This is a genomic window from Saccharothrix sp. DSM 118769 (assembly GCF_052936295.1).
In genome coordinates this window covers 4,716,911-4,739,390 of the sequence record NZ_CP193627.1, presented here as the reverse complement: position 1 = coordinate 4,739,390, position 22,480 = coordinate 4,716,911, and the positions used below count along the sequence as shown (strand labels likewise).

General features: G+C 74.6%; 21 protein-coding genes, 1 pseudogene and 1 riboswitch. Of the genes and pseudogenes, 9 read left to right on the top strand and 13 right to left on the bottom strand.

From position 1 onward, the window contains the following. Window positions 1-19: 19 nt before the first annotated feature. The 7 genes and pseudogenes from ACRAKJ_RS20585 to ACRAKJ_RS20555 all read right to left on the bottom strand — a co-directional run. A pseudogene (locus tag ACRAKJ_RS20585) lies at window positions 20-154 on the bottom strand (hypothetical protein); the annotation flags it as partial. A gap of 132 nt (window positions 155-286) precedes the next feature. Continuing rightward, on the bottom strand, window positions 287-1,483 hold the full coding sequence (locus ACRAKJ_RS20580; RefSeq protein WP_447009087.1) for a S8 family serine peptidase: 1,197 nt from the start codon (window positions 1,481-1,483) through the stop codon (window positions 287-289). Between the two features lie 306 nt (window positions 1,484-1,789). Beyond that, the gene (locus ACRAKJ_RS20575) at window positions 1,790-2,650 is read right to left on the bottom strand and encodes a GDSL-type esterase/lipase family protein (RefSeq protein WP_438925973.1); all 861 of its coding nucleotides are present in this window, start codon (window positions 2,648-2,650) and stop codon (window positions 1,790-1,792) included. Between the two features lie 107 nt (window positions 2,651-2,757). Beyond that, complete coding sequence (locus tag ACRAKJ_RS20570; protein WP_438925974.1) at window positions 2,758-4,218, bottom strand: RICIN domain-containing protein; 1,461 nt, start codon at window positions 4,216-4,218, stop codon at window positions 2,758-2,760. A 320-nt stretch (window positions 4,219-4,538) separates the two neighbouring features. Next, the gene (locus ACRAKJ_RS20565; RefSeq protein WP_438925975.1) at window positions 4,539-4,685 is read right to left on the bottom strand and encodes a hypothetical protein; all 147 of its coding nucleotides are present in this window, start codon (window positions 4,683-4,685) and stop codon (window positions 4,539-4,541) included. Between the two features lie 124 nt (window positions 4,686-4,809). Then, window positions 4,810-5,802 carry an NAD-dependent epimerase/dehydratase family protein gene (locus tag ACRAKJ_RS20560; protein WP_438925976.1) on the bottom strand — a complete coding sequence of 331 codons (993 nt, stop codon included), beginning with the start codon at window positions 5,800-5,802 and terminating at the stop codon, window positions 4,810-4,812. Window positions 5,803-5,967: 165 nt separating this feature from the next. Beyond that, a complete protein-coding gene (locus ACRAKJ_RS20555) occupies window positions 5,968-6,579 on the bottom strand; it encodes a WHG domain-containing protein (RefSeq protein WP_438925977.1) in 612 nt (203 codons plus the stop codon). Between the two features lie 142 nt (window positions 6,580-6,721). Here ACRAKJ_RS20555 and ACRAKJ_RS20550 point away from each other — a divergent pair, with 142 nt between their 5' ends. After that, on the top strand, window positions 6,722-7,624 hold the full coding sequence (locus ACRAKJ_RS20550) for an NAD-dependent epimerase/dehydratase family protein (protein WP_438925978.1): 903 nt from the start codon (window positions 6,722-6,724) through the stop codon (window positions 7,622-7,624). A 63-nt stretch (window positions 7,625-7,687) separates the two neighbouring features. Here ACRAKJ_RS20550 and ACRAKJ_RS20545 read toward each other — a convergent pair whose 3' ends face one another. After that, window positions 7,688-8,071: a hypothetical protein gene (locus ACRAKJ_RS20545; RefSeq protein WP_438925979.1), complete on the bottom strand. Its 384-nt coding sequence runs from the start codon at window positions 8,069-8,071 to the stop codon at window positions 7,688-7,690. Window positions 8,072-8,229: 158 nt separating this feature from the next. Between ACRAKJ_RS20545 and ACRAKJ_RS20540 the strand changes: the two genes are divergently transcribed. The 3 genes from ACRAKJ_RS20540 to ACRAKJ_RS20530 all read left to right on the top strand — a co-directional run bounded on the left by ACRAKJ_RS20540 (window position 8,230) and on the right by ACRAKJ_RS20530 (window position 10,499). Further along, on the top strand, window positions 8,230-8,637 hold the full coding sequence (locus tag ACRAKJ_RS20540; RefSeq protein WP_438925980.1) for a DUF4097 family beta strand repeat-containing protein: 408 nt from the start codon (window positions 8,230-8,232) through the stop codon (window positions 8,635-8,637). 105 nt (window positions 8,638-8,742) lie between these two features. Then, window positions 8,743-9,711, top strand: a complete 969-nt coding sequence (locus ACRAKJ_RS20535; RefSeq protein WP_438925981.1) for an ATP-binding cassette domain-containing protein — start codon at window positions 8,743-8,745, stop codon at window positions 9,709-9,711. Beyond that, on the top strand, window positions 9,708-10,499 hold the full coding sequence (locus tag ACRAKJ_RS20530; RefSeq protein ID WP_438925982.1) for an ABC transporter permease: 792 nt from the start codon (window positions 9,708-9,710) through the stop codon (window positions 10,497-10,499). Before ACRAKJ_RS20535 ends, ACRAKJ_RS20530 begins: the two co-directional genes overlap by 4 nt. 123 nt (window positions 10,500-10,622) lie before the next feature. Here the strand turns inward: ACRAKJ_RS20530 and ACRAKJ_RS20525 are convergent, their stop codons facing one another. Together ACRAKJ_RS20525 and ACRAKJ_RS20520 are read right to left on the bottom strand one after the other, a co-directional pair. Continuing rightward, window positions 10,623-11,549: an EamA family transporter gene (locus ACRAKJ_RS20525; protein WP_438925988.1), complete on the bottom strand. Its 927-nt coding sequence runs from the start codon at window positions 11,547-11,549 to the stop codon at window positions 10,623-10,625. Window positions 11,550-11,724: 175 nt separating this feature from the next. Continuing rightward, window positions 11,725-12,984 carry a cytochrome P450 gene (locus tag ACRAKJ_RS20520; RefSeq protein WP_438925983.1) on the bottom strand — a complete coding sequence of 420 codons (1,260 nt, stop codon included), beginning with the start codon at window positions 12,982-12,984 and terminating at the stop codon, window positions 11,725-11,727. 78 nt (window positions 12,985-13,062) lie between these two features. Further along, window positions 13,063-13,201: riboswitch (cobalamin riboswitch) on the top strand. A gap of 90 nt (window positions 13,202-13,291) precedes the next feature. On the opposite strand from ACRAKJ_RS20520, the gene ACRAKJ_RS20515 reads away from it, so the two are divergent. Genes ACRAKJ_RS20515 through ACRAKJ_RS20495 form a run of 5 tightly spaced genes read left to right on the top strand, consistent with a single transcriptional unit; the run spans window position 13,292 to window position 18,951 of the window. Then, window positions 13,292-14,575: a peptidase gene (locus ACRAKJ_RS20515; RefSeq protein ID WP_438925984.1), complete on the top strand. Its 1,284-nt coding sequence runs from the start codon at window positions 13,292-13,294 to the stop codon at window positions 14,573-14,575. Continuing rightward, window positions 14,572-15,417, top strand: a complete 846-nt coding sequence (locus ACRAKJ_RS20510; protein ID WP_438925985.1) for a hypothetical protein — start codon at window positions 14,572-14,574, stop codon at window positions 15,415-15,417. Before ACRAKJ_RS20515 ends, ACRAKJ_RS20510 begins: the two co-directional genes overlap by 4 nt. Next, on the top strand, window positions 15,414-16,478 hold the full coding sequence (locus tag ACRAKJ_RS20505) for a CbiQ family ECF transporter T component (protein ID WP_438925986.1): 1,065 nt from the start codon (window positions 15,414-15,416) through the stop codon (window positions 16,476-16,478). Before ACRAKJ_RS20510 ends, ACRAKJ_RS20505 begins: the two co-directional genes overlap by 4 nt. Next, window positions 16,475-18,085 carry an ABC transporter ATP-binding protein gene (locus ACRAKJ_RS20500; protein ID WP_447009086.1) on the top strand — a complete coding sequence of 537 codons (1,611 nt, stop codon included), beginning with the start codon at window positions 16,475-16,477 and terminating at the stop codon, window positions 18,083-18,085. Before ACRAKJ_RS20505 ends, ACRAKJ_RS20500 begins: the two co-directional genes overlap by 4 nt. Further along, window positions 18,082-18,951: an ECF transporter S component gene (locus ACRAKJ_RS20495; protein WP_438926944.1), complete on the top strand. Its 870-nt coding sequence runs from the start codon at window positions 18,082-18,084 to the stop codon at window positions 18,949-18,951. Before ACRAKJ_RS20500 ends, ACRAKJ_RS20495 begins: the two co-directional genes overlap by 4 nt. Here ACRAKJ_RS20495 and ACRAKJ_RS20490 read toward each other — a convergent pair. From ACRAKJ_RS20490 to ACRAKJ_RS20480, 3 genes are all read right to left on the bottom strand, one after another. Further along, window positions 18,884-19,552, bottom strand: coding sequence for a hypothetical protein (locus ACRAKJ_RS20490; RefSeq protein WP_438926945.1), 669 nt, complete (start codon window positions 19,550-19,552; stop codon window positions 18,884-18,886). The genes ACRAKJ_RS20495 and ACRAKJ_RS20490 overlap by 68 nt on opposite strands. Before the next feature lie 106 nt (window positions 19,553-19,658). After that, window positions 19,659-20,774, bottom strand: a complete 1,116-nt coding sequence (locus ACRAKJ_RS20485; protein ID WP_438926946.1) for a sugar efflux transporter — start codon at window positions 20,772-20,774, stop codon at window positions 19,659-19,661. A 143-nt stretch (window positions 20,775-20,917) separates the two neighbouring features. Next, complete coding sequence (locus tag ACRAKJ_RS20480) at window positions 20,918-22,432, bottom strand: methyltransferase (protein WP_447009085.1); 1,515 nt, start codon at window positions 22,430-22,432, stop codon at window positions 20,918-20,920. Between the last annotated feature and the right edge of the window lie 48 nt (window positions 22,433-22,480).

Genomic DNA, 22,480 nt, shown 5'->3' with positions numbered 1-22,480 from the left:
CGAACAGCCGGTAGGCGTGCGTGGTGAGGTGGAACCCGTCGGGCACCGGCAGGCCCGCCCGGGCGAGCCGGGCCAACGAGGCGCCCTTCCCGCCGACGGTGTCGAGGTCGGCCCCGGGATCGGCGAGCGGCAGCACCAGCGCGGTGGTCCCCATGCCCCGATCATGGCACCGCACCGCACCGGCGCGGCGGTGGGCGAAGCGCGGGGTTCCCCCTGGCGGACGCGCGGGGTGCCCCGGCGCGCGGGGTGAAGAGGGCCCCCGCGCGCCGGGACGGTCGGGCGTCCGTCAGAGGCCGTTGGAGAACAGCAGCCGGTTGACGGTGCCGCCGGTCGCGCCGTTGGTGACGGCGTTCGGCGTGGCGCCGGAGTTCAGCCAGTTGTGGACGGTCGCGGACGACTGGTCGCCGTAGCGCTGCTTGTAGAGCGCGGCCACGCCCGCCACGTGCGGCGTCGCCATCGACGTGCCGTTCATCGAACCGCTGCCGCCGGTGTTCAGGGTGGAGACGATCGCGCTGCCGGGCGCGTAGAGGTCGACGCACGCGCCGGTGCTGGAGAACGACGACCGCGCGTCGGTGCGATCGGAGGAGGCCACGACGGACGCGGTCTCCACCTTGCGGGGCAGGCGGTCGCACGAGTTGCCGCCGGTGTTGCCCGCCGAGGTGGCCAGGAAGACGCCCGCGGCGATCATGTTGCGGATCGCGGTCTCCAGGGCCGCCGACGCGGTGAAGTTCCACGACGTGTTGGCCACGGCCGGCTTGGTGTGGTTGGCGGTGACCCAGTTGATGGCGTTGAGGGCCGAGGTGGTGGTGGCGCTGCCGGAGCAGTTCATCATCTTCACGCCGTGCAGCCGCACGCCCTTGGCGACGCCGTAGGTGTTCGAGCCGATGGTACCGGCGACGTGCGTGCCGTGGCCGTGGCAGTCGGTGTTGTTGGTGTCCACCGCGTTGAAGTCGAACGTGGCCCGGCCGCCGTAGTCGGCGTGGCCCGGCGTGATGCCGGTGTCGATGATGTACGCGTGCACGCCCGCGCCGGTGTAGTTGTAGGTGTAGCTCGCCGACAGCGGCAGGGTGCGCTGGTCGACCCGGTCGATGCCCCACGACGGCGGGTTGGCCTGGGTGGCGTCGAGCGCGTCGGTGACCAGCACGTCCTGCTCGATGGTGCTGACGGCGGGGTCGCGGCTGAGCTTGCGCAGCTGGGCCGGGGTGAGCTTCGCGGAGAACCCGGTGAACGCCGCGTCCCACACGTGCGTCGGGGTGACGCCCGCGGTGGCGGCGACGGCCCGTCCGCTGCGCGCGGTGCGGGCCAGGCCGGCGGTGTCCAGGCTGACGATGAAGGTGTCCGCGACCGGCTGGACGGTCGCGGACGAGGTGGCGTAGTGGACGTCCGCCTGGTGCGCGGGGGCGGCCTGGGCCGTCCCGGCGGTGAGGCCGATGGCCGTGGCGGCGGCGGAGAGGACGGCGAGTGTTCGCGTGGAAGGACGCACGTGTCGGCTCCTCGGGCGGTCCCCGGGCCAGTGCGCTCCGACGCAGGGTTGACGGAGCGGACATCACTCGTCCGGGGTCACCCCAGCAGCCTGACCAGCGATGATCACCCGGTCAACCGAGGTCGGCCGATCGGCCGCGCCCTCGTCACCCTCGGTGGACATAACCGACAACTGGTAAGGCGCACGTCCCCCGGGCGGCGTCTTGGTCACGGCCGTCCGGGTCGTGGCGACACCCGCGAGCGCCACCGGCACCGAGGCGACCGGCCCGGCACGTGCCCGCCGGGCCGGTCGTCCGCCGAACGGGTGTCAGCGCAGGGACGAGGCGAGGCCGATGCCCTGCTCGCGCAGCGCCGCGGCGACCACCTCGGCGATGCGGGCCGCGCCGGCGGCTTCGAAGTGGGTGTGGTCGTTGCAGAAGAACGCGCCGACCGCGCCCTGCGTGTAGTCGCCGTTGTTCGGGCACAGGCGCAGCGAGTTGTAGAGGGCGACGCTGCGCTGGTGCAGGTCGATGACCGGCACCTGGTCGGCCTGCGCCTGGGCGATGGTCCCGGGCACGAACCCGCGGTTGCCCACGGCGGTGGAGCCGGAGCAGCGGATCGCGGCGACCGGCGTCACGAACACCGGCTTGACGCCGCGGGCCTTGGCCTCGCGGGCCATGGTGGACAGCAGTTGGCGGTACCGGGTCGTGCCCACGTGCCGGGGGCAGTTGCGGTCGCCGTCGTTGATGCCGAACTGGATGATCAGCCAGTCCCCCGCCTTCATGCCGTTGGTGGACGACAGCATGTTCGCCCAGCGGGAGGCGTAGGTGAGAGGGCTGACCACGCACTCGCCGGCGGAGTCCTTGGTGCTCTTGACGTTGGACTCGTAGAGCCAGGTCTGGATGCTGCGCCCGCCCACGGCGTTGTTGACCACGGTGACGTCGTCGTTGAACAGCCGGTCGAACTGGCTGCCCCAGCCCGCCGGGCAGCTGACGCCGGAGTTGGGCTTCGCCATGGTGGAGTCACCGGCCATCCACACCGTGAACGGCGCGGCGGCGGCCCCCGGACCGGTCCGGTCGGTGGACGGGCAGGGCGCGGGCGCGGCGTGCGCCGGCGTGGTCACGACCGCCGCGGCGGCGCACACCGCCGCCGCGACCGCCAGGTTCCTGGTGAGCGAAGAAATCCTCATCGATCCTCCATGTCGTGCCGGCTGGTTCAGCGGACCTGGGCCGCCATCGCGGCTGCTCCGTGCTCGGAGCGGAGGCAAGTGCCCGGACGTGGGGCGGGGACGACGGCTCAGCCGGTGGCGAGCGCCGCCGACAGGATCGGCGCGAGCCGGTCGGCGATCTTGCGGTGGCCCTGGTCGTTGGGGTGCACGTTGTCGGTGGTGTCGGTGGACTCGACGATCCAGCCCGTGGTGTCGACGAACCGCACCTTCGGGTCGTTGACGGTCCGCACGGCCGCCTGCGTCTCCGGGACGTAGCGCTTGCGGAAGGTCTGCACCGCCAGGACCGTGGCGTTCGGGTACTTCTGCCGCGCCCGCTGGAGGAGCGTGACGTAGGCGGCCTGGAACTGCGGTCCGGTGACGCCGTGGCCGACGTCGTTGGTACCGAGGTTGATCACCACGGCGTCGGCGCGGTAGCGGGAGAAGTCCCAGTTCGCGGCGTTGGCCTGCAGACCGGTGCGCAGGAACCGGTCGCTCATGCCGATGCAGCCGTCCGCCGCCGGGACCAGGCACGCGCCGCCCACCGCGATCTGCGTGTGCCCCGCGCCCAGGCGCTCGCCGACCAGCCAGCCGTAGGCGGTCAGGGCCTGCTTGGACGACTGCTGGCCCACCGTGATCGAGTCACCGACGAACTCGACGAGCTTCGACGGCACGCTCGGCGCGAACGTCGTCGCGCCCGCGTCCAGCTCGACGCCGCGGAACACCGCGTCACCCCGGTAGGACCCGGCGATCGGCCGGTAGGACACCCGCAGGGTGTGGTTGCCGCTCGCCAGCGGCGTCGGGGTGAGGTCCACCGTGCCGCTGCGGTTGACGTACGGGACGTCGGGCCCGCCGTCGATGCTGGCGTAGAAGTCGATCGCGTTGCGCTGCTTCAGCTTCACCGTGCGACCGGTGAACCCGACGAGCACGTAGGCGCCCGCCCACTCCGAGACGTACGCGGTCGGGTCGGCGGTGTTCCACCGGCCGAAGTACTTCACGTTCGCGTCGGTCGGCGAGCCGTTGCCGCCCGGCGTGCCGCCGCCGAGCCGGACCAGCAGCCACTGCTGGTTGGCGCCGCCGTTGACGTCGTACTGGGACACCCGCGCGCCGTCTGCGGTCGAGCGCTCCCACACGTCCAGCGCCTTGCCGCTGTTGCGGTTGACGATCCGCACGTGCCCGGCGTCCGTGTCGACCAGGCTGAACTGCTGGTTGGCGGCGTTGGCGTCGGTCCACTGCACCACGTTCGCGCCGTTGGCGGTGGAGGAGCCGGAGATGTCCACGACCTTGCCGCTGTAACGGGACTCCAGCCGGTAGAACCCACCGCCGGAGTCGACGAACCGGAACTGCTGCGCGGCCGAGTCCGTCCTGGTCGCCTGCACCACGGCGGCACCGTCGGCCGCGGACTGGACCTGCACGGCCTTGCCGCTGTGCCGGGCCACGACCGCGTAGCTCGCCGTGGTGTCGATCGCGGCCGCCCGGGCCGGCGGTGCGACCGGTGCGAGCGCGACGGCCGCGCCCACGAGCAGCACCAGCAGCACGAGCGCCGATCGCATGACCGCACCGCATGACGACAGTGTCATGTTCGTGCCTTTCGCCTGAGTCGGCACGGCGGCCGGGCCGCCGGATGAGAGGACGTCTCAGGCGAAAGAGTTACGTCGATTCCCGTTCGTGGTCAACGGCCGCATCTTGTATGGGCCGTTGTGTCGAACGCGTTCGACGATGGCGACGCAACGCCCTTTCCGGTCGTTCCGGGGCAGAACGGAAAGCGCTATCCACAGCCGGACGCCTGCGCGGGCGGCAGCGTCGGTGAGGCGTGCCGGTCCGACAGCCGGTCCGGCAACTCGACCGGCAACTGGACCGGCGCGGGGCCGGATCAGCCGCCGCCACCGCCGCCCGAGGTCTCGGGGCCGGGCTCGTCGTCGCGGTGACCGGGTGACGAGCGGTCCCGGACGACGAGGACGGCGAGCGTCAGCAAGACCAGGGCGGTGGCGATCACGGCCACCCACAGACCGGCATCCATCCCGAGATTGTGCCGTGATCCGACGCTCGAAAACAGCCGACGCGCACTTCGTGCGGGGTGCGGCAGTCGAGTGTCCCGTGTCGAACGCGGACGGTCGGGGGTGCCGCGGACGGTGCCGCCGACCTCACCGCCCGTCCAGCAGTTCGGCCTCCTCCGCCGCGGTCAGGCCGGCCTGCCGCTCGCGATCGGCGCCGAGCGCGCGTTCACGTTCCAGTGCGGCCAAAGCCGTCTCGGCGATCGGCCGGCAGTGCAGGCCGGCGGCGCGGGCCGGGTCGGTGTCGCGGTCGACCACGCCCAGGTAGCCGTCGGGCAACCACAGCGGCAGCGATCGGGGCCCCTGCCAGGGCAGGACCCCCACCGCGGCGAGTTCCTCCGGTGGCACCGGGACGCGCTCCAGGTCGGGGGCGCCGACCGCGGTCGCGATCTCGTCCAGCACCGCGCCCAGGGTCGCGGGAGGGCCGGAGGCGTCGAAAGTGCCGGTGGTCCCCCGCTCGCCCGCGAGCACGATCCACTCGGCGAGATCGCGGACGTCGAGGAGCTGGCACGGCTGGTCGGGCGCGTCGGGGACCACCGCGCGCCCGCCGCGGGCGAACCTGGCCGGCCAGTAGCCGAACCGGTCGGACTCGTCGTCCGGACCGCAGACCAGGCCGGGGCGCACCACCAGCGCGCGGTCCCCGACCGCGTCCACGACCGCTTGCTCGGAGGCCACCTTGATCGACCCGTAGGCGCCGAAGTCCCCCGGGTCCGTCGGGTCGGTGTAGCGCGGTTCCAGCAACGGGTCGTCCACGCCGCCGCCGCGGCGCGCCAGGTCGGCGTAGACGTTCATCGTCGAGACGAACGTCCAGTGCCCGGCCGCCTCACCCAGCTCGTCCAACGCCTGCCGCACCCACGGGTAGGAGATGTAGGCCACGTCGACCACGGCGTCGAACCGCTCACCGCGCAGTGGCGCCAACGCGTCCTCGGTGTCGCGGTCGACCTTCACCAGCCGGGAGCCTTCGGGGGGCGCCCCGGACTCCCCCCGCGCGGCGCAGAGCACTTCGTGCCCCCGCGCCACCGCGGCGGCGGCCACCGCTCGGGATAAGAACCGGGTGCCGCCCAACACCAACCAACGCCCCATCGGAATCCCCTTACCCGCGCCGGATGAGCGCGGACGCTGATGATCGGCCCAGCAGGCGCCGGATGGTCGACATTATCAGTTCGCGGCTCCTCGTCCGGAGCCCTTCCGAACCGACCGAGGTCCTTCCGGTGCGATCACGGGCCCGCGTCATCCCCGCGTTTTCCCTCACCGGTCCCGGTCGTTCGCCGATGCCTCGGTGCGCCAGCCGAGGAGGATCGCGTGCAGGGCCCGCACGGCCAGGCGTCGGGCGCGGTCGTTGCCGACGTTGCCGAGTTGGCCGAGGGAGGCGATGCCGTGCATCGTGCCCCAGATGGTCTCGCAGGCGTCGTCGAGGTCGGCCAGGACCACGTCGTGCCTGGCGGACCAGGTGGTGAGCAGCTCTTTGAGGGCGTCGACGGCCGGCCGCGCGGCGCGCCCGCGCTCGTCCGCGTCGATCGCCGGGGCGTTCATGACCTGGTAGAGGTGGGGGTGCTCGCCGGCGAACCGCACGTACTCCGACGCGATGCGCTCCATGCGCAGGTCCACATCGGTCTCCTGGAGGGCGTCGAGGACCTCGGCCAGCATCAGGCGGTGGCCGTGCGCGACCAGTTCCAGGACGAGGGCTTCCTTGTTGGCGAAGTGCTGGTAGACGACGGGTGCGGAGTACTCGACATCGCCAGCGATGCGCCGGATCGTCAGGGCCGCGGGGCCTTCGGCCTCGAGCACGCGCAGCGCCGCCTCGATGATCCGCTGGTGGGTGTTCGCCCGCTCGCGAGCCCGTCTCGTGCTGATCGACATGGTCCGTCACTTCGCCTCGATGGTGTCCTCGAACACTAGCCACCGCCCTTGACCGCGCTGACGGCGTGCGCCATTGTTAACGACGTTAGAAAATCTAACGTCGTTAACAAGCGAGGGTTGCCCCGGAGCGGAGAGAACAGCCATGGTCGAACACGTCGTCATCGGCGCCGGGTCCATCGGCAGCAACGTCGCTCGTCTGCTCGTCGAGCGCGGCCACAACGTCCGGATCGTCACCCGCAGCGGCTCGGGCCCCGAGCACCCGTTGATCGACCGGGTCGCCGCGGACGCGTCCGACCCGGCCCGCCTGACCGAACTGTCCCGCGGCGCCGAGGCGATCTACCACTGCGCCAACCCGCCCTCCTACACGGAGTGGGAACGCCTGCTGCCGCCCCTGCAGACAGCGGCCATCGCCGCGGCCAAGGCGAACGACGCCGTCCTCGCCCTGACCGGCAGCATGTACGCCTACGGCCCGCAGCCCGGTGGCCTGATGACCGAACGCACCCCCGTGGCCGCGACCGGGCACAAAGGCAGGCTGCGCGGACGACTGTGGGAACAGGCCCTCGCCGCGGGCATCCGCACGGTCGAGGTTCGCGGCTCCGACTACATCGGCAAGGGCGCCAACGGCATCTACCCCCTGCTCATCGAGCCGGCCCTGACGAAGGGCAGGGCGGCCTGGATCACCGGCCACCTGGACGTGCCGCACACCTTCACGGTCAACACCGACATGGCACGGGCACTGGTCGCGCTCGCGTCGGAAGAACGGGCGTGGGGCAGGGCCTGGCACGTGCCGTCCCCGCCCGCCGTCACGATCCGCGAACTCGCCCGCCGCTACGCCACCGCGGCGGGCCGATCACCGATCAGGCTGATCCGGCTACCGCGCTTCGTGATGCGCGCGGCCGGACTGGTCGTACCGATCGCCCGCGAGGTCGCGGAGATGGACTACCAGTGGTACGCACCGTTCCACGTGGACGCGACGGAGACGGCCGACACCTTCGGCCTGACCGCCACCGACCTCGACACCGCCGTCCGCGACGAGGTCGGCTGACACCCCGAGCCGACCCCCGGAACCTCCGGGTTCGGAGGAGTCACCGCCGGCGAAGCCGCTCGGTCACACCGGGATGTCGTCCCAGAAGACCACCGCCCACACGAGCACGACCAGGAACACCAACAGCACCGCCCGCAGTTGGTACTTCTGCGAAGCGTCTTCCTGCTCCTCCGCGACGTCCTCGCCGAACTCGCGCGCGGCGTCGACCATCAACTCGGGTTTGAAGTTCGTGGCCAGCCACGGGATGGCGGTGGCGACGGCCGCGCACCCGAACGCCCATCCGACCGGAAGCCCTCTGAGCAAGGCCGCGCCGACCCCGACCGCCGGGGTGGCCAGCGCGACGAGCGCGGAGACGACACGGCGGTTCGCCGGCATCTTCAGGTAGTAGCGCGCGGCCAGGGCGAGCCACATCACCACCGCCACGGGAATCAGGACCGAGGTGGACACGGTAATCAGATCACCCTCATCGTGTCCCGTGTGGCCGGGTGGCCGCCACCGGGCCGGCCCCGGCCTGCCGCGAAGCCTCCACCACGAGCGGCGACCCTACCACCGGCGCACCACGCCCTCCCGGGGTTCCCCGTCCGCTCGTCCTCCAGGTTGCGCAGGTGCGCCGGACCGGTGACAGCGCCATCGTCAAGGTCGTCGGTGGCGCCATCCGGATCGGCGACGGCGACGGCGAACTGCACCTCAGCACGGCCGGCGGCGACATCACCGTGGACCGCGTCGGGACGGGCCTCACCGCCAAGAGCGCGAGCGGCGACATCCGGGTCGGCCGCGCGACCACCGGGGAGGTCGAGCTCCTGACCGGCTCCGGGGAGGTCGAGATCGGGATCGGCGAGGGCGTGGCGGCCTGGGTGGACGCCCGGAGCAGGAACGGCTCCGTGCGCAACTCGCTGGACTCCCTGGAGAGCCCCGCGGACCGCGACGACGTGGTCAAGGTGCGGATCAGGACCCGCCAGGGCGACGTGATGATCCACCGGTCCACGAATCCCGGCAGCGCTACCCGGAGCTGACGCCGCACCCCACCGCTCCACGGTCAACACCGGCGCCGGCGACAACGCCGCTCTTCGGCGTGCCCGGCGATCGGCACCCGCGTCACGGAGCAGGAAGGACGAGGAATGACGTCAACCAGCCCGCCGGCAATCGCGGTGAGGGGACTGCGCAAGTCGTACGGCGACAACCTGGTCGTGGACGGGATCGACTTCGAAGTCCCGTCCGGGCGCATCTGGGCGCTGCTCGGTCCGAACGGCGCCGGCAAGACGACCATCGTGCAGATCCTGTCCACGCTGATCCGACCGGACGCCGGGACGATCCACGTCGCGGGCCACGACGTGCAGCGGGAGCCGGACGCCGTCCGCGCCGCGATCGGGGTCACCGGCCAGTCCACGGCGGTGGACGAACTGCTCACCGGCGAGGAGAACATGGCGCTGATGTGCGACCTGCACCGACTGCCGCGGCAGCGGGGCCGGGAGCGAACCGCGGAACTGCTGGCGCGGTTCGAGCTGACGGACGCCGACGCCAAGAAGCTCGTCGGCACCTACTCGGGCGGGATGCGCCGCAAGCTCGACCTCGCCATGACCCTCGTCGGCTCACCGAAGGTCATCTTCCTCGACGAGCCGACCACCGGCCTGGACCCGCGCAGCCGGCGCACCACGTGGGAGAGCATCAGGGCCCTGGCCTCCAGCGGCGTCACGATCTTCCTCACCACGCAGTACCTGGAGGAGGCGGACACGCTGGCCGACCGGATCGCGGTGCTCCACCAGGGCAGGTTCGCGGCAGAGGGCACCGCGACGGAGCTCAAGCGCCTGGTGCCCGGCAACGGCATCCGGCTCACCTTCGAGAACTCCGAGCAGCTGGCGGCGGCGGCGAAGGCGTTGGGCGCCACGAACGTCGACGAGGAGACCCTCAGCCTCCGCGTGGTGAGCGAGGGCGACTTCGACTCGGTGCGGCGCGTCGTGGAACAGCTCGACCGGGCCTCCCTCACGGCAGCCGGCCTGTCGGTGCAGGCCCCGGACCTCGACGACGTGTTCATCAGCCTGACCTCCGCACCCGCGCGGGGCGAAGACCAGCAGGAGGCGGTCCGATGACCTCGCTCGCCCTCTCCCTGAACGACTCCTCCACGATGCTGCGGCGCAACCTGCGCCACGCCACCCGCAACCCGTCGGCGCCGATCGCGTCCGTGGTCTCGCCCGTGGCGCTGATGCTGCTCTTCGTCTTCGCCTTCGGCGGCACGATGGGCAACGGCCTGGTCGGCGCGGCGCAGGGCATCGACTACGTCGACTACCTCACCCCCGGCATCATCCTGCTCGGCATGACGGTGGGCGCGATGGGGACGTCCATCGGTGTCGCGGTCGACATGACCAAGGGGATCGTCAACAGGTTCCGGACCATGGACATCTCCCGCGCGTCCGTCCTGACCGGACACGTCGTGGGCAGCGTGGTCCAGGCCATGGTCAGCACCGTCCTGGTCATCGCCGTCGCGCTGCTGATCGGTTTCCGCCCCAGCGCGGGAGTGCCGGGTTGGCTGGCCGCTCTCGGCCTGCTGGTGCTCGTGAGCCTGGCCCTGTCGTGGGTGTCGGTCGGCATGGGGCTCGCCGCGAAGACCGTCGACTCGGCGAGCAACCTGCCGATGTTCCTGCAGGCGCTGCCGTTCCTGTCGAGCGCGTTCGTGCCGGCGGCGTCGATGGCTCCGGGCCTGCGCTGGTTGTCCGAGCACGACCCCTTCACCCCCGTCATCGACACGCTGCGCAACCTGTTCCTCGGCCGGCCGGTGACCAGCGACTGGATCGTCGGGGTCGCCTGGTGCCTCGGCATCGCGCTCATCGGCTACCTGTGGTCGAAGCGCCTGTACAAGCGGGAACCGCGGCACACGTGACCTCACCGCCCGCCTGGTCCAGGAGGCGCTCGACGGCAGCCGAACCGCTCGACGACCCGCGCATCATGTCCGACGTGCTGCCGGAAGACCCCCCACCACGGGGTGGGTCTGCTGCGCGAGCGGTCACGATTGGCCGGACGCCCCGCCGCACCTCGTCGGGCGGCGGTCGAGCGGAACTCCGGGGGCGTCGGCGAACCGGCGCCGGGGCGCACGTCCCCCGGGCGGCGTCCTGGTCGCGGTCGTCCGGGTCATGGCGACGCCCGTGAGCACCACCAGCACCCCGAGGACGACGCGGGCGGTCAGCGGTTCGCCGAGGACGACCGCGCCGAGCGCGACGGACACCACGGGCAGCAGGTAGCCGACGGTGGCGGCGCTGGTCGCGCCCTCGTCCTCGATGATCCGGTAGTTGAGGACGAACGTGACGCCGGTCGCGAAGACCCCCAGCACGACGAGCGCCGCGACGGCCGTCGCGTTCGGCGTGGCGGGGGTGCGGTCGAAGGGCAGCGCGAGCGCGGAGAGCCCGGTGGCGACGCCGAGCTGCGCGGCGGACACGGCCAGCGGCGCGCCGTGGCCGACGAGCGTGCGCCCCATGTACGCGAACGCCACGGCGTAGCTCGCGGCGGCGCCCACGAGGGCGAGCGCGCTCCACCCGGTCAGGCCCTCCCGCCACGGCGCGAAGATGAGCAGCACGCCGCCGAAGCCGAGGAGGAGGCCGAGCACGCGGACCGGGGTGGTGCGGCGCTCGGTGCCCAGCAGCAGCCCGATGACCAGCGACCACAGGGGCGTGGTGGCGTTGAGGGCGCCGGCCGTGCCCGAGTCGACGCCCTGCTGGCCGATGCCGAACAGCAGGAACGGCACGGCGTTGCAGAACAGCGCGGCCACGGCGAGGTGCCCCCACAGGCCGCGCGGCAGCCGCTGCCGGGAGCGGCGGGCCAGGACCAGCAGCACGGCCGAGCCGAGGGCGCACCGGGCCGTGGCGATCCCGGCGGGCGCGAACCCGGTCAGGGCCAGTTCGATCCACAGGAACGCCGAGCCCCACAGCAGGGCCATGGTTCCCAGGCGCAGGGCGCTTCGTCCGGTCACGGGACCACCGTCCCGCGCGGCACCCTTCAAGAAAAGTGAAACCTGCTCAAGGACGGTTAAGCGGAGCTTCACGGTCGAGGGCGCACGACGTGCGCGGTGCCGAAGCGTCGGCGGCGACCCCGGGGCCGCCGCCGACGGGGGGTCAGCGGGTGTGGACCAGCAGCTCGTCCACCCCGTGCACGATCGACGCGGTGCGGAACGCGGGGCGGTCGTCGGCCAGGCGCAGGTTCGGGAACCGGCGCAGCAGCGCGGGGTAGGCCGCGCGCAGCTCCATCCGGGCCAGCCCGGCGCCGACGCAGCGGTGCGCGCCGTAGCCGAACGCCAGGTGCGACGTGGGGCCGCCGGCGGGGTTGAAGTCGGGCGTGCCCTCGCGGTTGGCCGCCGACAGCGACACCACGAGCACGTCGCCCTCCTCGATCCGCTGGTCACCGACCTGGAGGGGGTGCCGGGCGAAGCGCGGGAACGCGACCTGCACCACGCTCAGGTGCCGCAGCAGCTCCTCCACGAGCGGCCCGACGGCGGCGTCGTCGTCGCGCATGGACGCCCGCGCCGCCTCGTCGCGCAGCAGCACGATCGCGCCGAGCGCGAGCGTGGAGGCGGTGGTGTCGAACCCGCCGGTGAGCACGCCGTCGGCCAGGCCGGCCAGCTCCTCGTCGCTCACGTCGTCGCCGTGCTGGCGGATGATCATGCCGATGAGGCCGTCGCCGGGGGCGCGGCGCTCCCGCTCCACGATCTCCTGCATGTACTTCAGCGACTCGGAGATCGCGCCCAGGGCCTGGCCCGCGCCTCCGAACAGGTCGAACCGGGCGGCGGCGAGCTGCTGGAACCGCTCGCGGTCCTCGTAGGGCACGCCGAGCAGCTCGCAGATCGTCAGCGACGGGATCGGCAGCGCGAACTCCTTGACCAGGTCCACCGGACCGGGCGCGGCCTCCATGGCGTCGAGCCGCTGCGTGACGATCTCGTCGATGCGCGGCACGAGGCGGGCCAGCCGGCGCATGGTGAACTCGGGGGTGAGCAGCTTGCGCAGGCGCGTGTGGTCCGGCGGGTCGGCGAAGCCGAGGCCGCCGGGCGACTGCTCGATGCGGCCGACCGCCGCGCCGAGGCGTGCGTAATCGTTACTGAACGACCCTGTGTCGGAAAGCACTTTCTTGGCCTCGTCCTGGCCGGTGACCAACCACAGCCGCACCCCGAACGGCACGGGCAGGCGGTGCACCGCCCCGGACTCCCTCATCCGCTCCAGCTCCGCGACCGGCACCACCCCGTCCCGCTTCAGCGGGACCAGCGCACCGTCCGGGAGCAGCGACAACGCCCGTGAACCGATCTTGCCCATCACCCACCGCGTCGCCGAACGCCGTGCGACCCACGCCACCAAGCCGTCGCGCACCGACGCCAGAGTCGACATCCCCACACCCCTCTTCCCCAGGTTTGAACTGGTTGACGGTAACCGCACGCCGAGGTGAGCAGCATCGCGCCTGAGGCGGATTGACACGCCGTGAACGGTGCAAGACGATCGGCAATCGCGCCCGAACAGGGGAAGCCGGTCGGAATCCGGCGCTGACCCGCAACGGTGGGTCCCCGAGGGGACGAGCCCGAACACCTGCCGCGCGCGCCGTGCTCCTGACACCGTCGAGGTCAACGGGTCGGAGCCCAGGGAGCCGGTGACGGCTGTCCGGGGTCCGCCCACGCCTCGCGCCCCGGAAAGGTCGACCATGCCGTTCGGACGGACCGCCACCGCCGTCGCCGTCGCGCTCGCCGCCCTGGCCCTGCCCGCGCCGGCGCACGCCGCGGAGCCGGGGACCCCCGCCGGGACCGCCGCGGGCTGGCTCACCCGGCAGCTCGTGGACGGCGACCACCTGGAGAGCGCGGGCTACCCCGACCCCGGGCTCACGCTGGACGCCGCGTTCGCGCTCGCCGCCGCCGACGTGGCGAGCGACACCGGCGAGCGCGTCGGCGCGTGGGTCGCGCGACCCGGGACGATCTCCAACTACCTGCACTTCGACACCCCCGCCACCGAGTCGTACGCGGGCGCGCACGCCAAGCTCGCCCTGTTCGCCTCGGTGACCGGCGCGGACCCGACCGACTTCGGCGGCGTCGACCTGGTCGCGGGCCTGACCGCGCTCAAGGCCCCGTCCGGCCGGTTCACCGACCGGACCGCCTACCAGGACTACTCCAACGGCTTCTCCCAGGCGTTCGCCGTGCTCGCGCTGGACCGCGCGGGCGGCGCGCCGCGGGACGCCGTCGACTTCCTGGCCGGCGGGCGGTGCCCGGACGGCGGCTTCCCGCTGCTGCTGGCGACCGCGCCGTGCACGTCCCACGTGGACGCCACCGCGATGGCCGTGCAGGCGCTGCTCGCCGCCGACCGGGCCGACGCCGCGGCCGGCGGGCTGACCTGGCTCGTGAACGCGCAGCAGCCCGGCGGCGGGTTCCGCGACGAGAGGGGCCTCGACGAGGGCAACGCCAACAGCACCGGCCTCGCCGCTCAGGCGCTGCGGGTGGGCGGCGAGGCGCGGGCCGCCGACCGGGCCGCCGCGTTCCTGGCGTCGTTGCAGGTCGGGTGCGCGGGCGCGGAGGCCGACCGGGGCGCGTTCGCGTTCGACCGGACCGGGTTCGCCGCGGCCACCGCGACGCGCGCCACGACGCAGGGCGTGCTCGGCGTCACCGGCGTCGGCTTCGCCGCCCTGTCCACCGCGGGCGACCGCCCGGGCGCGCCGGTCCTCGACTGCGCCGGCACGCCCACCAGCACCACGCCCACGTCCACCACCACGGCGCCCACCACCACCGCGCCCACCGCCACGGCGACGACCACCACGTCCGCCCCGGGCACCACGTCGGCGGCGGCCACCACGACCACCACCGCGGCGGTGGTCGTGGTGGGCGGCGGCGGTGAGCTGGCGCGCACGGGTGTGGAGGTCGGCCCGGCGGTGTGGCTCGGCTCGCTGCTGCTGGCCGGCGGCGCGCTCCTGCTGGCGCTGGCGCGCAGGCGGTCGACGTGACGTCCCGGTGGCGGCGGGCGCTGGCGGCCTGGGGCGTCGTCGTGCTCGCCTCGATCGCCGCTCCCCCGGCGGCGCGGGCGGCCGACTGCGCCGGTGTCGCCGTGGTCGTGGACTTCCGGTCCCTGGGCGGCGGCGTGCGCACCGGCTGCGCGGCCGGCGACCCGGCGTCCGGCACCGCCGCGCTGACCGCCGCCGGCTTCGGCTTCACCTTCGCGGCCCGGCAGCCCGGGTTCGTGTGCCGGATCGACGGCCTGCCCGGGCAGGACCGCGACGCGTGCGTCGGCACGTCGCCGACCACCGCCTACTGGTCGTACTGGCACGCCCGGCCGGGCGGGTCGTGGGTCTACAGCAGCGGGTCGGCGAGCGCGCACGACCCGGCCCCCGGCACCGTCGAGGGCTGGGCGTTCGGCGCGGGCGAGCAGCCCGGCGCGGCACCCCCGGCACCCGCGCCCCCGGTCCAGCCGCCCGCTCCCCCGCAGCCGGCGCCCCGGCAGCCCGCACCCCCGCCACCGGCGGCCCAACCCCCGGCTGCCCAACCCCCGGTGGCGGGGTCCCCGCCACCGGCGACCACACCGGGGACCGGACCGCCGACCGACTCCCCCGGACCGGGCACGACGCCCGCCACCACCGCGTCACCGTCCTCTTCGGACACCCCGGCCGGCGGCACGGCCGCCGCGTCGTCCGGCGCCCCGCCGACGGGCGCCCCGTCCACGGCCGTCGGCCCCGCGGCGGCTCCGTCGTCCGGCGGCGCGGTCGGCCTCGTCGCCGGTCTCGCGGTGGTCGCGCTGCTGGCCGGGGCGGGCGCGTGGGTCGCGCGGCGGCGCGCGAAGGGCGCGGGGTGACGCCGCACCCCGGCGCGTGGTGGCTGTGGGCGCTGTGCCTGGGCGTCGTCGCGGGCCGGACGAACAACCCGGTGCTGCTCGCGCTCGTCGTCGCGGTCGCCGGGTTCGTGGCGGTGTCGTGCCGCCAGGACACGCCGTGGGCGAGCGCGTACGGCGTGTTCTTCAGGTTCGGGCTGGTGGTGATCGCGGTCCGGGTGGTGTTCCACGTGCTGCTCGGCGGCGTCACCGGGCCGACGGTGCTCGTCGCGCTGCCCGAGGTGCCGCTGCCGGACTGGGCGGCCGGCGTGCGGCTGGGCGGGCCGGTCAGCGCCGAGGGCCTGGCCTTCGCGGTGTACCAGGGGCTCCAGCTCGCGACCCTGCTGTGCTGCGTGGGCGCGGCGAACGCGCTGGCCAACGCCAAGCGGCTGCTGCGCTCGCTGCCCGCCGCGCTGTACGAGGTGAGCGTGGCCGTGGTGGTGGCGCTGACGGTGGCCCCGCAGCTGGTGGCGAGCGCGCGGTCGGTGCGCCGGGCGCGGGCGCTGCGCGGTGGCGCCGTGCGCGGGGTCCGGGCGGTGCGGGTGCTGATGGCGCCGGTGCTGGAGGACGCGTTCGAGCGGTCGCTGGTGCTGGCCGCCGCGATGGACTCGCGCGGTTACGGGCGCACCGCCGGCCAGTCGCGGCGCGCGCGCCTGCTGACCGGCGGGCTCGTGCTCGGCGGCCTCGCCGGTCTGTGCGTCGGCGCCTACGGCCTGCTCGACGGCACGTCGTCGCCGGCCGGCGCGCCGGTGCTGGCGCTGGGGTCGGCGCTGGCGGTGGCCGGGCTGTGGACCGGGTCGCGGCGGGTGCGGCGCAGCCGGTACCGCCCGGACCGCTGGGGGCCGCGCGAACTGCTGGTGGTGGCGTCCGGGCTGGTCGCGGCGGCGGCGACGCTCCTCGCGCCGGCGGACCTGGGTGGTGCCGCGCTGTCGGCGAGCACCGTGCCGCTGGTCGCGCCCGCCCTGCCGCTGCTGCCGGCGCTCGGCGTGCTGTGCGCCCTGGCGCCCGTGCTGGTCGCGGGCCGCCCGATCGGGAAGAGGACATGATCCGGTTCGAGAACGTCACCGTCACCTACCGCGACGCGGGCGCGCCCGTGCTGGCCGGCGTGGACCTGCACGTGCCGGAGGGCGAGCTGTGCCTGGTGGTCGGGCGCACCGGGTCGGGCAAGTCCACCCTGCTGCGCGCGGTCAACGGGCTGGTGCCGCACTTCACCGGCGGCACGCTCGCCGGCCGCGTGCTGGTCGACGGCCGCGACACCCGCACCCACCCGCCGCGCGAGCTGGCCGACGTGGTGGGCGTGGTGGCGCAGGACCCGCAGGCCGGGTTCGTCACCGACTCCGTCGAGGAGGAGCTGGCCTACTCGATGGAGTCGCTGGGCCTGCCGAACGCGGTGATGCGCAAGCGCGTCGAGGAGACGCTGGACCTGCTGGGGCTGGCCGGGCTGCGCGACCGGCCGCTCGCCACGCTGTCGGGCGGCCAGCAGCAGCGGGTCGCGGTCGGGGCGGCCCTTACCGCGCACCCGAGGGTGCTGGTGCTCGACGAGCCGACGTCCGCGCTGGACCCCGGCGCGGCGGAGGACGTGCTGGCCGCGCTGCACCGGCTCGTGCACGACCTGGGCATGACCGTGCTCATCGCCGAGCACCGGCTGGAGCGCGTCGCCCAGTACGCCGACCGGGTCGTGTGGCTGCCCGGCGGCGCCGGCGCGCCGGTGGACGGCCCGCCCGGCGCCGTGCTGGCGCGGGCGCCCGTCGCGCCGCCGGTGGTGCGGCTGGGCCGGCTGGCCGGGTGGGACCCGGTCCCGGTGTCCATCCGGGACGCGCGGCGGCGGGCGGGGCCGCTGCGCGACCGCCTGGCCGACCGCACCCCGCCGCCAGCACGGCCGCCCGCGACCGGGGCGACCGTGCTGGCGGCCCGCGACGTGCGGGTGCGCCACCCCGGCGTGGAGGCGCTGCGCGGGGTGTCGCTGACCGTCCGCGAGGGCGAGCGGGTGGCGGTCATGGGCCGCAACGGGTCGGGCAAGTCGAGCCTGCTGTGGGCCGTGCAGGGCACCGGGAAGCGCTCCGGCGGCGAGGTCGCGGTGGACGGCGTCGACCCGGCCGCGCTCAAGCCCGGACCCCGCCGGGCCGCGGTCGGCCTCGTGCCGCAGCAGCCCGCCGACCTGCTGTACCTCCACGCGGTGCGCGGCGAGTGCGAGCAGGCCGACCGCGAGTCGGGGCGGCCCCCGGGCACGTGCCGGGAGCTGCTGGACCGGCTCGCGCCGGGCGTCCCCGACGACCGGCACCCGCGCGACCTGTCCGAGGGGCAGCGGCTGGCGCTCGTGCTGGCCGTCGCGCTCGCGCCGCGACCCCGGGCCGTGCTGCTCGACGAGCCGACGCGGGGCCTGGACTACCCGGCGAAGACCCGGCTGGCGCGGGCGCTGCGCGACCTGGCCGACGCGGGGCACGCGGTCGTGCTGGCCACGCACGACGTCGAGTTCGTCGCCGAGTACGCCACGCGGGTGGTGGTGCTGGCCGACGGCGAGGTCGTCGCGGACGGCCCGACCGCCGAGGTGGTGACCGCCTCGCCGGTGTTCTCCCCGCAGGTGGCGAAGGTGCTCGCGCCCCGGCCGTGGTTGACCGTCGCGGACGTCGCCGACGCGCTGGGCGCCCGGTGAACGCCCTGCGCGTGCGACCGCGCGCCACCGTCGCCCTCGCCGTGGCCGCCGCGATCAGCGTGGTGGCGTTCGGCTGGCCGCTGCTGGTCTCCGCCGACGCGGGCCTCGCGCGCGGCGTCGGCGCGCCGTGGGTGTTCGCGCTGCTGCTGCCGCTCGTGCTGGCCGTGGTGCTGGCCGAGCTGAGCGAGGGCGGGATGGACGCCAAGGCCGTGGCGGTGCTGGGCGTGCTGTCGGCGCTCGGCGCGGCGATCCGGCCGCTGGGCGCGGGCACGGCGGGCATCGAGGCGGTGTTCTTCCTGCTCGTGCTGGGCGGGCGGGTGTTCGGCCCGGGGTTCGGGTTCGTGCTGGGCAGCACGATGCTGTTCGCCTCGGCGCTGCTGACCGGCGGCGTGGGGCCGTGGCTGCCCTACCAGATGCTCGGCGCGGCGTGGGTGGCGCTGGGCGCGGGCCTGCTGCCGAGGTGGCGCGGGCGGGCGGAACTGGTGCTGCTCGCCGCGTACAGCGCGGTCGCGTCGCTGGTGTACGGGCTGCTGCTCAACCTGTCGTTCTGGCCGTTCGCGCTGGGTGCGGCGAGCACCTCGCTGTCTTACCAGCCGGGCGGCCCGCTGGTGGACAACCTGGTGCGGCTGGTGCTGTTCAGCCTGGCCACGTCGCTGGGCTGGGACGTCGGCCGGGCGATCACGACCACGGTCCTGGTGCTGGTCACCGGCCCGGTGCTGCTGCGCACGCTGCGCCGCGCCGCGCGCCGGGCGTCGTTCGCCGACCCGGTGTTCGTGGACCCGGTGCCGCCCGGCGCCGTCACCGGGGCAGCAGCGCCGCCACCTCCGCCACCGCGTCCAGCACCTCCGGCGAGACGAACCCGCTGACCCGCTCCGCCTCGGCCACGGTGACCGTGGCGCGCTCGCGCCCGGCCCCGTAGTGCTCGCCGCTGAACGCCACGTCGCCCAGGCCGAGCACCGCGCCCGGCAGCGGGCTGATGTCGCCGGAGCCCGGCTCGTCCATCAGCGCCTGGAACTCCCGCGCGTCGGCGCGCGAACCGAACTCCACCCAGGCGACCGAGACGACCATCGCGTTGCCCGCGTCGTCGCCGACGGTGAACAGCACGCGGTCCATCGAGGCGCACCCGGTGCGTTCGAGGAACTCCCGCACGCCGCCGAACGAGGCCGCGACGCAGTCCGCGCCCTCCCGGGCGCTCCGCGCGTGCGCCCGCAACCCCATGCGCAGCCAGGCCCCCTCGGCGTCGCCCCGGCGGGCCAGGTCGGCGCCCTCGGCCTTGCGCGCGGCGAGGCTCAACCCGGAGCCACCCGCGCCGGACTCCCCGCCGGGGCCCGCGCTCAGCCCGACCGCGCCGCCGTACCCGACGGCGCTGAGCGCGACAAGGCCGGCCAGCAGCAGCCCGCCCTTGCCCCCGCCGCCGGAGACCGGGCGCACCCGGCCCCGGTCGTCGGTGTAGAAACCCTTGGCCACGGTGACCTCCTCCCCCGGAGCACAGGTGTAGCAACCGCGGGGGAGGTCGTGACCCGATTTTCGCGGAGGACCGCTCGATCAGCGCAACCCGCGAGTTCGGTCCGCATCAGCGCCGCCGGTCGGCCAGCAGCAGCGCGAGCCCGAGCACGGACATCACCAGGCCGATGCCGTAGGCGGTGCGGTAGCCGAAGTGCTGGGCCACGCCGAGCAGCGGGCCGGAGGTCATGGCGCTGATCTTCGCGGTGTTGGTGTAGAGGGTGGTGGCGTAGCCGGGGCGGTCGGGCGCGAGGTCCTGGAAGTAGGAGATGCCCACGCCCATGACCGCCGCGATGACGACGGCGTGCAGCGCCTGCGCGGCCATCACCTGCCAGGTCGCCTGGGCGAGGAGCACGACCGAGTAGTAGGCCAGGGCGAGCGCGCCGCCCGCGAGCACCAGCACCCGGTGGTCGAACCGGGTGGCGAGCGCGCCGAAGCCGAGCATCAGCGGGATCTCCAGCGCCGCGCACAGGCCCAGCACCAGTCCCGCGTCACCGGCCGTGCCGCCGAGGTCCTCGGTGACGAACAGCGGCATCGCCGCCACGCCGACCGCCGTCGCGCCCTGGAGCAGCACGAACGCCGCGGAGGGGAGCACGAACCCGGTGCGCCCCCCGGGCCGGTGGTCGACGGCGTCCGCGCCGGCCGCCGGCGCCGGGCCCAGGCGCGGCAGCCAGAGCAGGACGGCGACGGCGGCGAGCAGGTACACGGCGGCGGTGGCGGCGAACAGGCCGGTGAACCCGACGGCGGTCATCAGCAGCGCGCCCAGCGGCGGGCCGCCGACCCACGCGATCGACTGGGTGGTGCGCAGGCCGCTGATCGCGAACGCGCCCTTGGTGGACCGCGACCGGTCGACCAGTTGGCGGGCGTAGGCGAACATCTGGGGGATGAAGGTCGACGCGAGGGCGGACAGCGTCACCGACACCGCCAGCAGCAGCCAGTAGTCGCGCAGCACGGCGTGCAGCGCCCACGCCGCCGCGCCGCACGCGGTGGCCACGAGCATCACCGCCCGCCGGATGTCACGGGTGTCGGACAACCGCCCGACCAGGGTGCTGACCACGAGCGACACCAGCGCCCCGACCAGCAGGAACGCGCCGACCGCGACCGGGCCGGCGTGCAGTTCCTTGACCAGGAACAGCGCCATGAACGGCGAGACCAGCGCGTAGCCGATGCCGACCAGCAGGCTCACCGAGACCAGCGGGACGAATGGCCGGGAAGCCGGAGGGACACGAGGTTCTCTCACAACAGCCACCCGCCGATCCTCGCCGCCGGTCGCGCGGGGACAAAACCGATTTGCCCCCCGTGGCCGGTGAGAGCGGTCACACGGCGGGGTCAGCCGGTGGCGCGCACCAGCAGGACGGCCATGTCGAGCGGCAGGTCGCGCACGTCCACGAGGGTGAGGCCGTTGGCGGCCAGCAGGTCCCGGTACTCCCCCGTCGTGCGCTCCCGGCCCTCGGCGGTGTTGGCCATCATGTGCACGTCGAACGCCCGGGGCAGCGGCGAGGGCCGGTCCTCCCGGATCGGGCGCTCCACCATGGCCAGCAGCGAGTCGCCGGTCATGGCCGCGCGGACGTTGCGCAGGATGAGCGAGCAGCGCTCGTCGGCCCAGTCCTGCATGATCCGCGACAGCAGGTACAGGTCGGCCCCGGCGGGCACCGGGTCGCGGAAGAAGTCGCCCGCGACGACCTCGGCCCGGTCGCCGCACCCGCGCCCGTCGAGCACCCGGCGCGCCGCGCCGGTGACGTGCGGCCGGTCGAACAGCACGCCGCGCAGGCCGGGCGCGGCGCCGAGCACGGCGGCCAGCAGCCGGCCGTCGCCGCCGCCGACGTCGACCGCGGTGCCGCGCGCGGGCAGGTCCAGCAGGCCGGGCACCAGGTCCAGGAAGCTGGTGCCCGCCGCCATCAGGCCCTCGAACAGGCGGGCGTCGGCCGGGTTCGCGGCGTAGTGCTCGAACGGCCGCGCGCCGTGGACGTGCTCGAACGCGCTGCCGCCGGTGCGCACGGCGTGCTCCAGCGCGCCGAAGGAGCGGTAGAACAGCCCGCCGTAGACGCGGGCCAGGTCGCGCTGGGACCCCTCCGCGTCGGCGCGCAGCATCGCGCCGACGTCGGTCAGCGACCACCGCTCGCCCTCGCGGTGGAACACGCCCAGCTCGGCCAGGAACGCCAGCAGGCGGCGCAGCCGGTCCTCCACGACCTCGGTGCGCGCGGCGAGGTCGGCGGTCGTGCGGGGCCCGTCCGCGAGCAGGTCGGCCACGCCCAGCTCGGCCGCCACCGCCACCGCGCGGGTGCGCCAGGCGCCGGTCACCAGGTCGAGCACGGCGCGCCGGGCCCGGTCGGGCGGACCGGTGTGCAGCGCGAGCAGCGCGGGGCGCGGGCCGGGCAGCCGCAGCTCCAGCGCGGTCGGGCCGCGGAAGCGCAGGGACGTCGCCCGCTCGTCGTGGTCGCCGCCGTCGGGTCGCAGCCCGGCGTCGAGCAGCGTCGCGCGCACGCCGCGCAGCAGCACCTCGTCGTCGGTGCCGGCGGTGAAGACCAGGCGGTGCCCGCCGTCGTGCGCGCCGTCGCGCACGACGGTCACCTCCACCTCGCGCGGGCACCCGTCGACCCGGCCGCGCACCACGTGCCCGTCGCCGGGGTCGTGCACCGGGACGCCCAGCCCGGTGAGCGCGTCGACGACGTCCCGCGCGTCGTCGGCGGCGACCGCCAGGGCGACGTGGGTGAACTCCAGGTGGCGCGCCAGGTCGGCCGGGACGCCCGGCACGCGGGCCAGCGCCCCCGCCGTGCCGGTGTCCCGGGCGAACCGCACCGCCTCGGCCAGCACCCGCCGCGCACCGGTGACCGTCACGGGCATGTCCCGTCCTCCCACGTGTGGCCGCGCCCCGCGGGCGACCGCGGGGCG

What these genes read in the sequence shown, in the direction of transcription:
- ACRAKJ_RS20575 (WP_438925973.1), bottom strand. Translation starts at nt 2,650, where the DNA reads ATGAGGATTTCTTCGCTCACCAGGAACCTGGCGGTCGCGGCGGCGGTG.
- ACRAKJ_RS20570 (WP_438925974.1), bottom strand. Translation starts at nt 4,218, where the DNA reads ATGCGATCGGCGCTCGTGCTGCTGGTGCTGCTCGTGGGCGCGGCCGTC.
- ACRAKJ_RS20565 (WP_438925975.1), bottom strand. Translation starts at nt 4,685, where the DNA reads ATGGATGCCGGTCTGTGGGTGGCCGTGATCGCCACCGCCCTGGTCTTG.
- ACRAKJ_RS20560 (WP_438925976.1), bottom strand. Translation starts at nt 5,802, where the DNA reads ATGGGGCGTTGGTTGGTGTTGGGCGGCACCCGGTTCTTATCCCGAGCG.
- ACRAKJ_RS20555 (WP_438925977.1), bottom strand. Translation starts at nt 6,579, where the DNA reads ATGTCGATCAGCACGAGACGGGCTCGCGAGCGGGCGAACACCCACCAG.
- ACRAKJ_RS20550 (WP_438925978.1), top strand. Translation starts at nt 6,722, where the DNA reads ATGGTCGAACACGTCGTCATCGGCGCCGGGTCCATCGGCAGCAACGTC.
- ACRAKJ_RS20535 (WP_438925981.1), top strand. Translation starts at nt 8,743, where the DNA reads ATGACGTCAACCAGCCCGCCGGCAATCGCGGTGAGGGGACTGCGCAAG.
- ACRAKJ_RS20530 (WP_438925982.1), top strand. Translation starts at nt 9,708, where the DNA reads ATGACCTCGCTCGCCCTCTCCCTGAACGACTCCTCCACGATGCTGCGG.
- ACRAKJ_RS20525 (WP_438925988.1), bottom strand. Translation starts at nt 11,549, where the DNA reads ATGGCCCTGCTGTGGGGCTCGGCGTTCCTGTGGATCGAACTGGCCCTG.
- ACRAKJ_RS20520 (WP_438925983.1), bottom strand. Translation starts at nt 12,984, where the DNA reads ATGTCGACTCTGGCGTCGGTGCGCGACGGCTTGGTGGCGTGGGTCGCA.
- ACRAKJ_RS20515 (WP_438925984.1), top strand. Translation starts at nt 13,292, where the DNA reads ATGCCGTTCGGACGGACCGCCACCGCCGTCGCCGTCGCGCTCGCCGCC.
- ACRAKJ_RS20500 (WP_447009086.1), top strand. Translation starts at nt 16,475, where the DNA reads ATGATCCGGTTCGAGAACGTCACCGTCACCTACCGCGACGCGGGCGCG.
- ACRAKJ_RS20480 (WP_447009085.1), bottom strand. Translation starts at nt 22,432, where the DNA reads ATGCCCGTGACGGTCACCGGTGCGCGGCGGGTGCTGGCCGAGGCGGTG.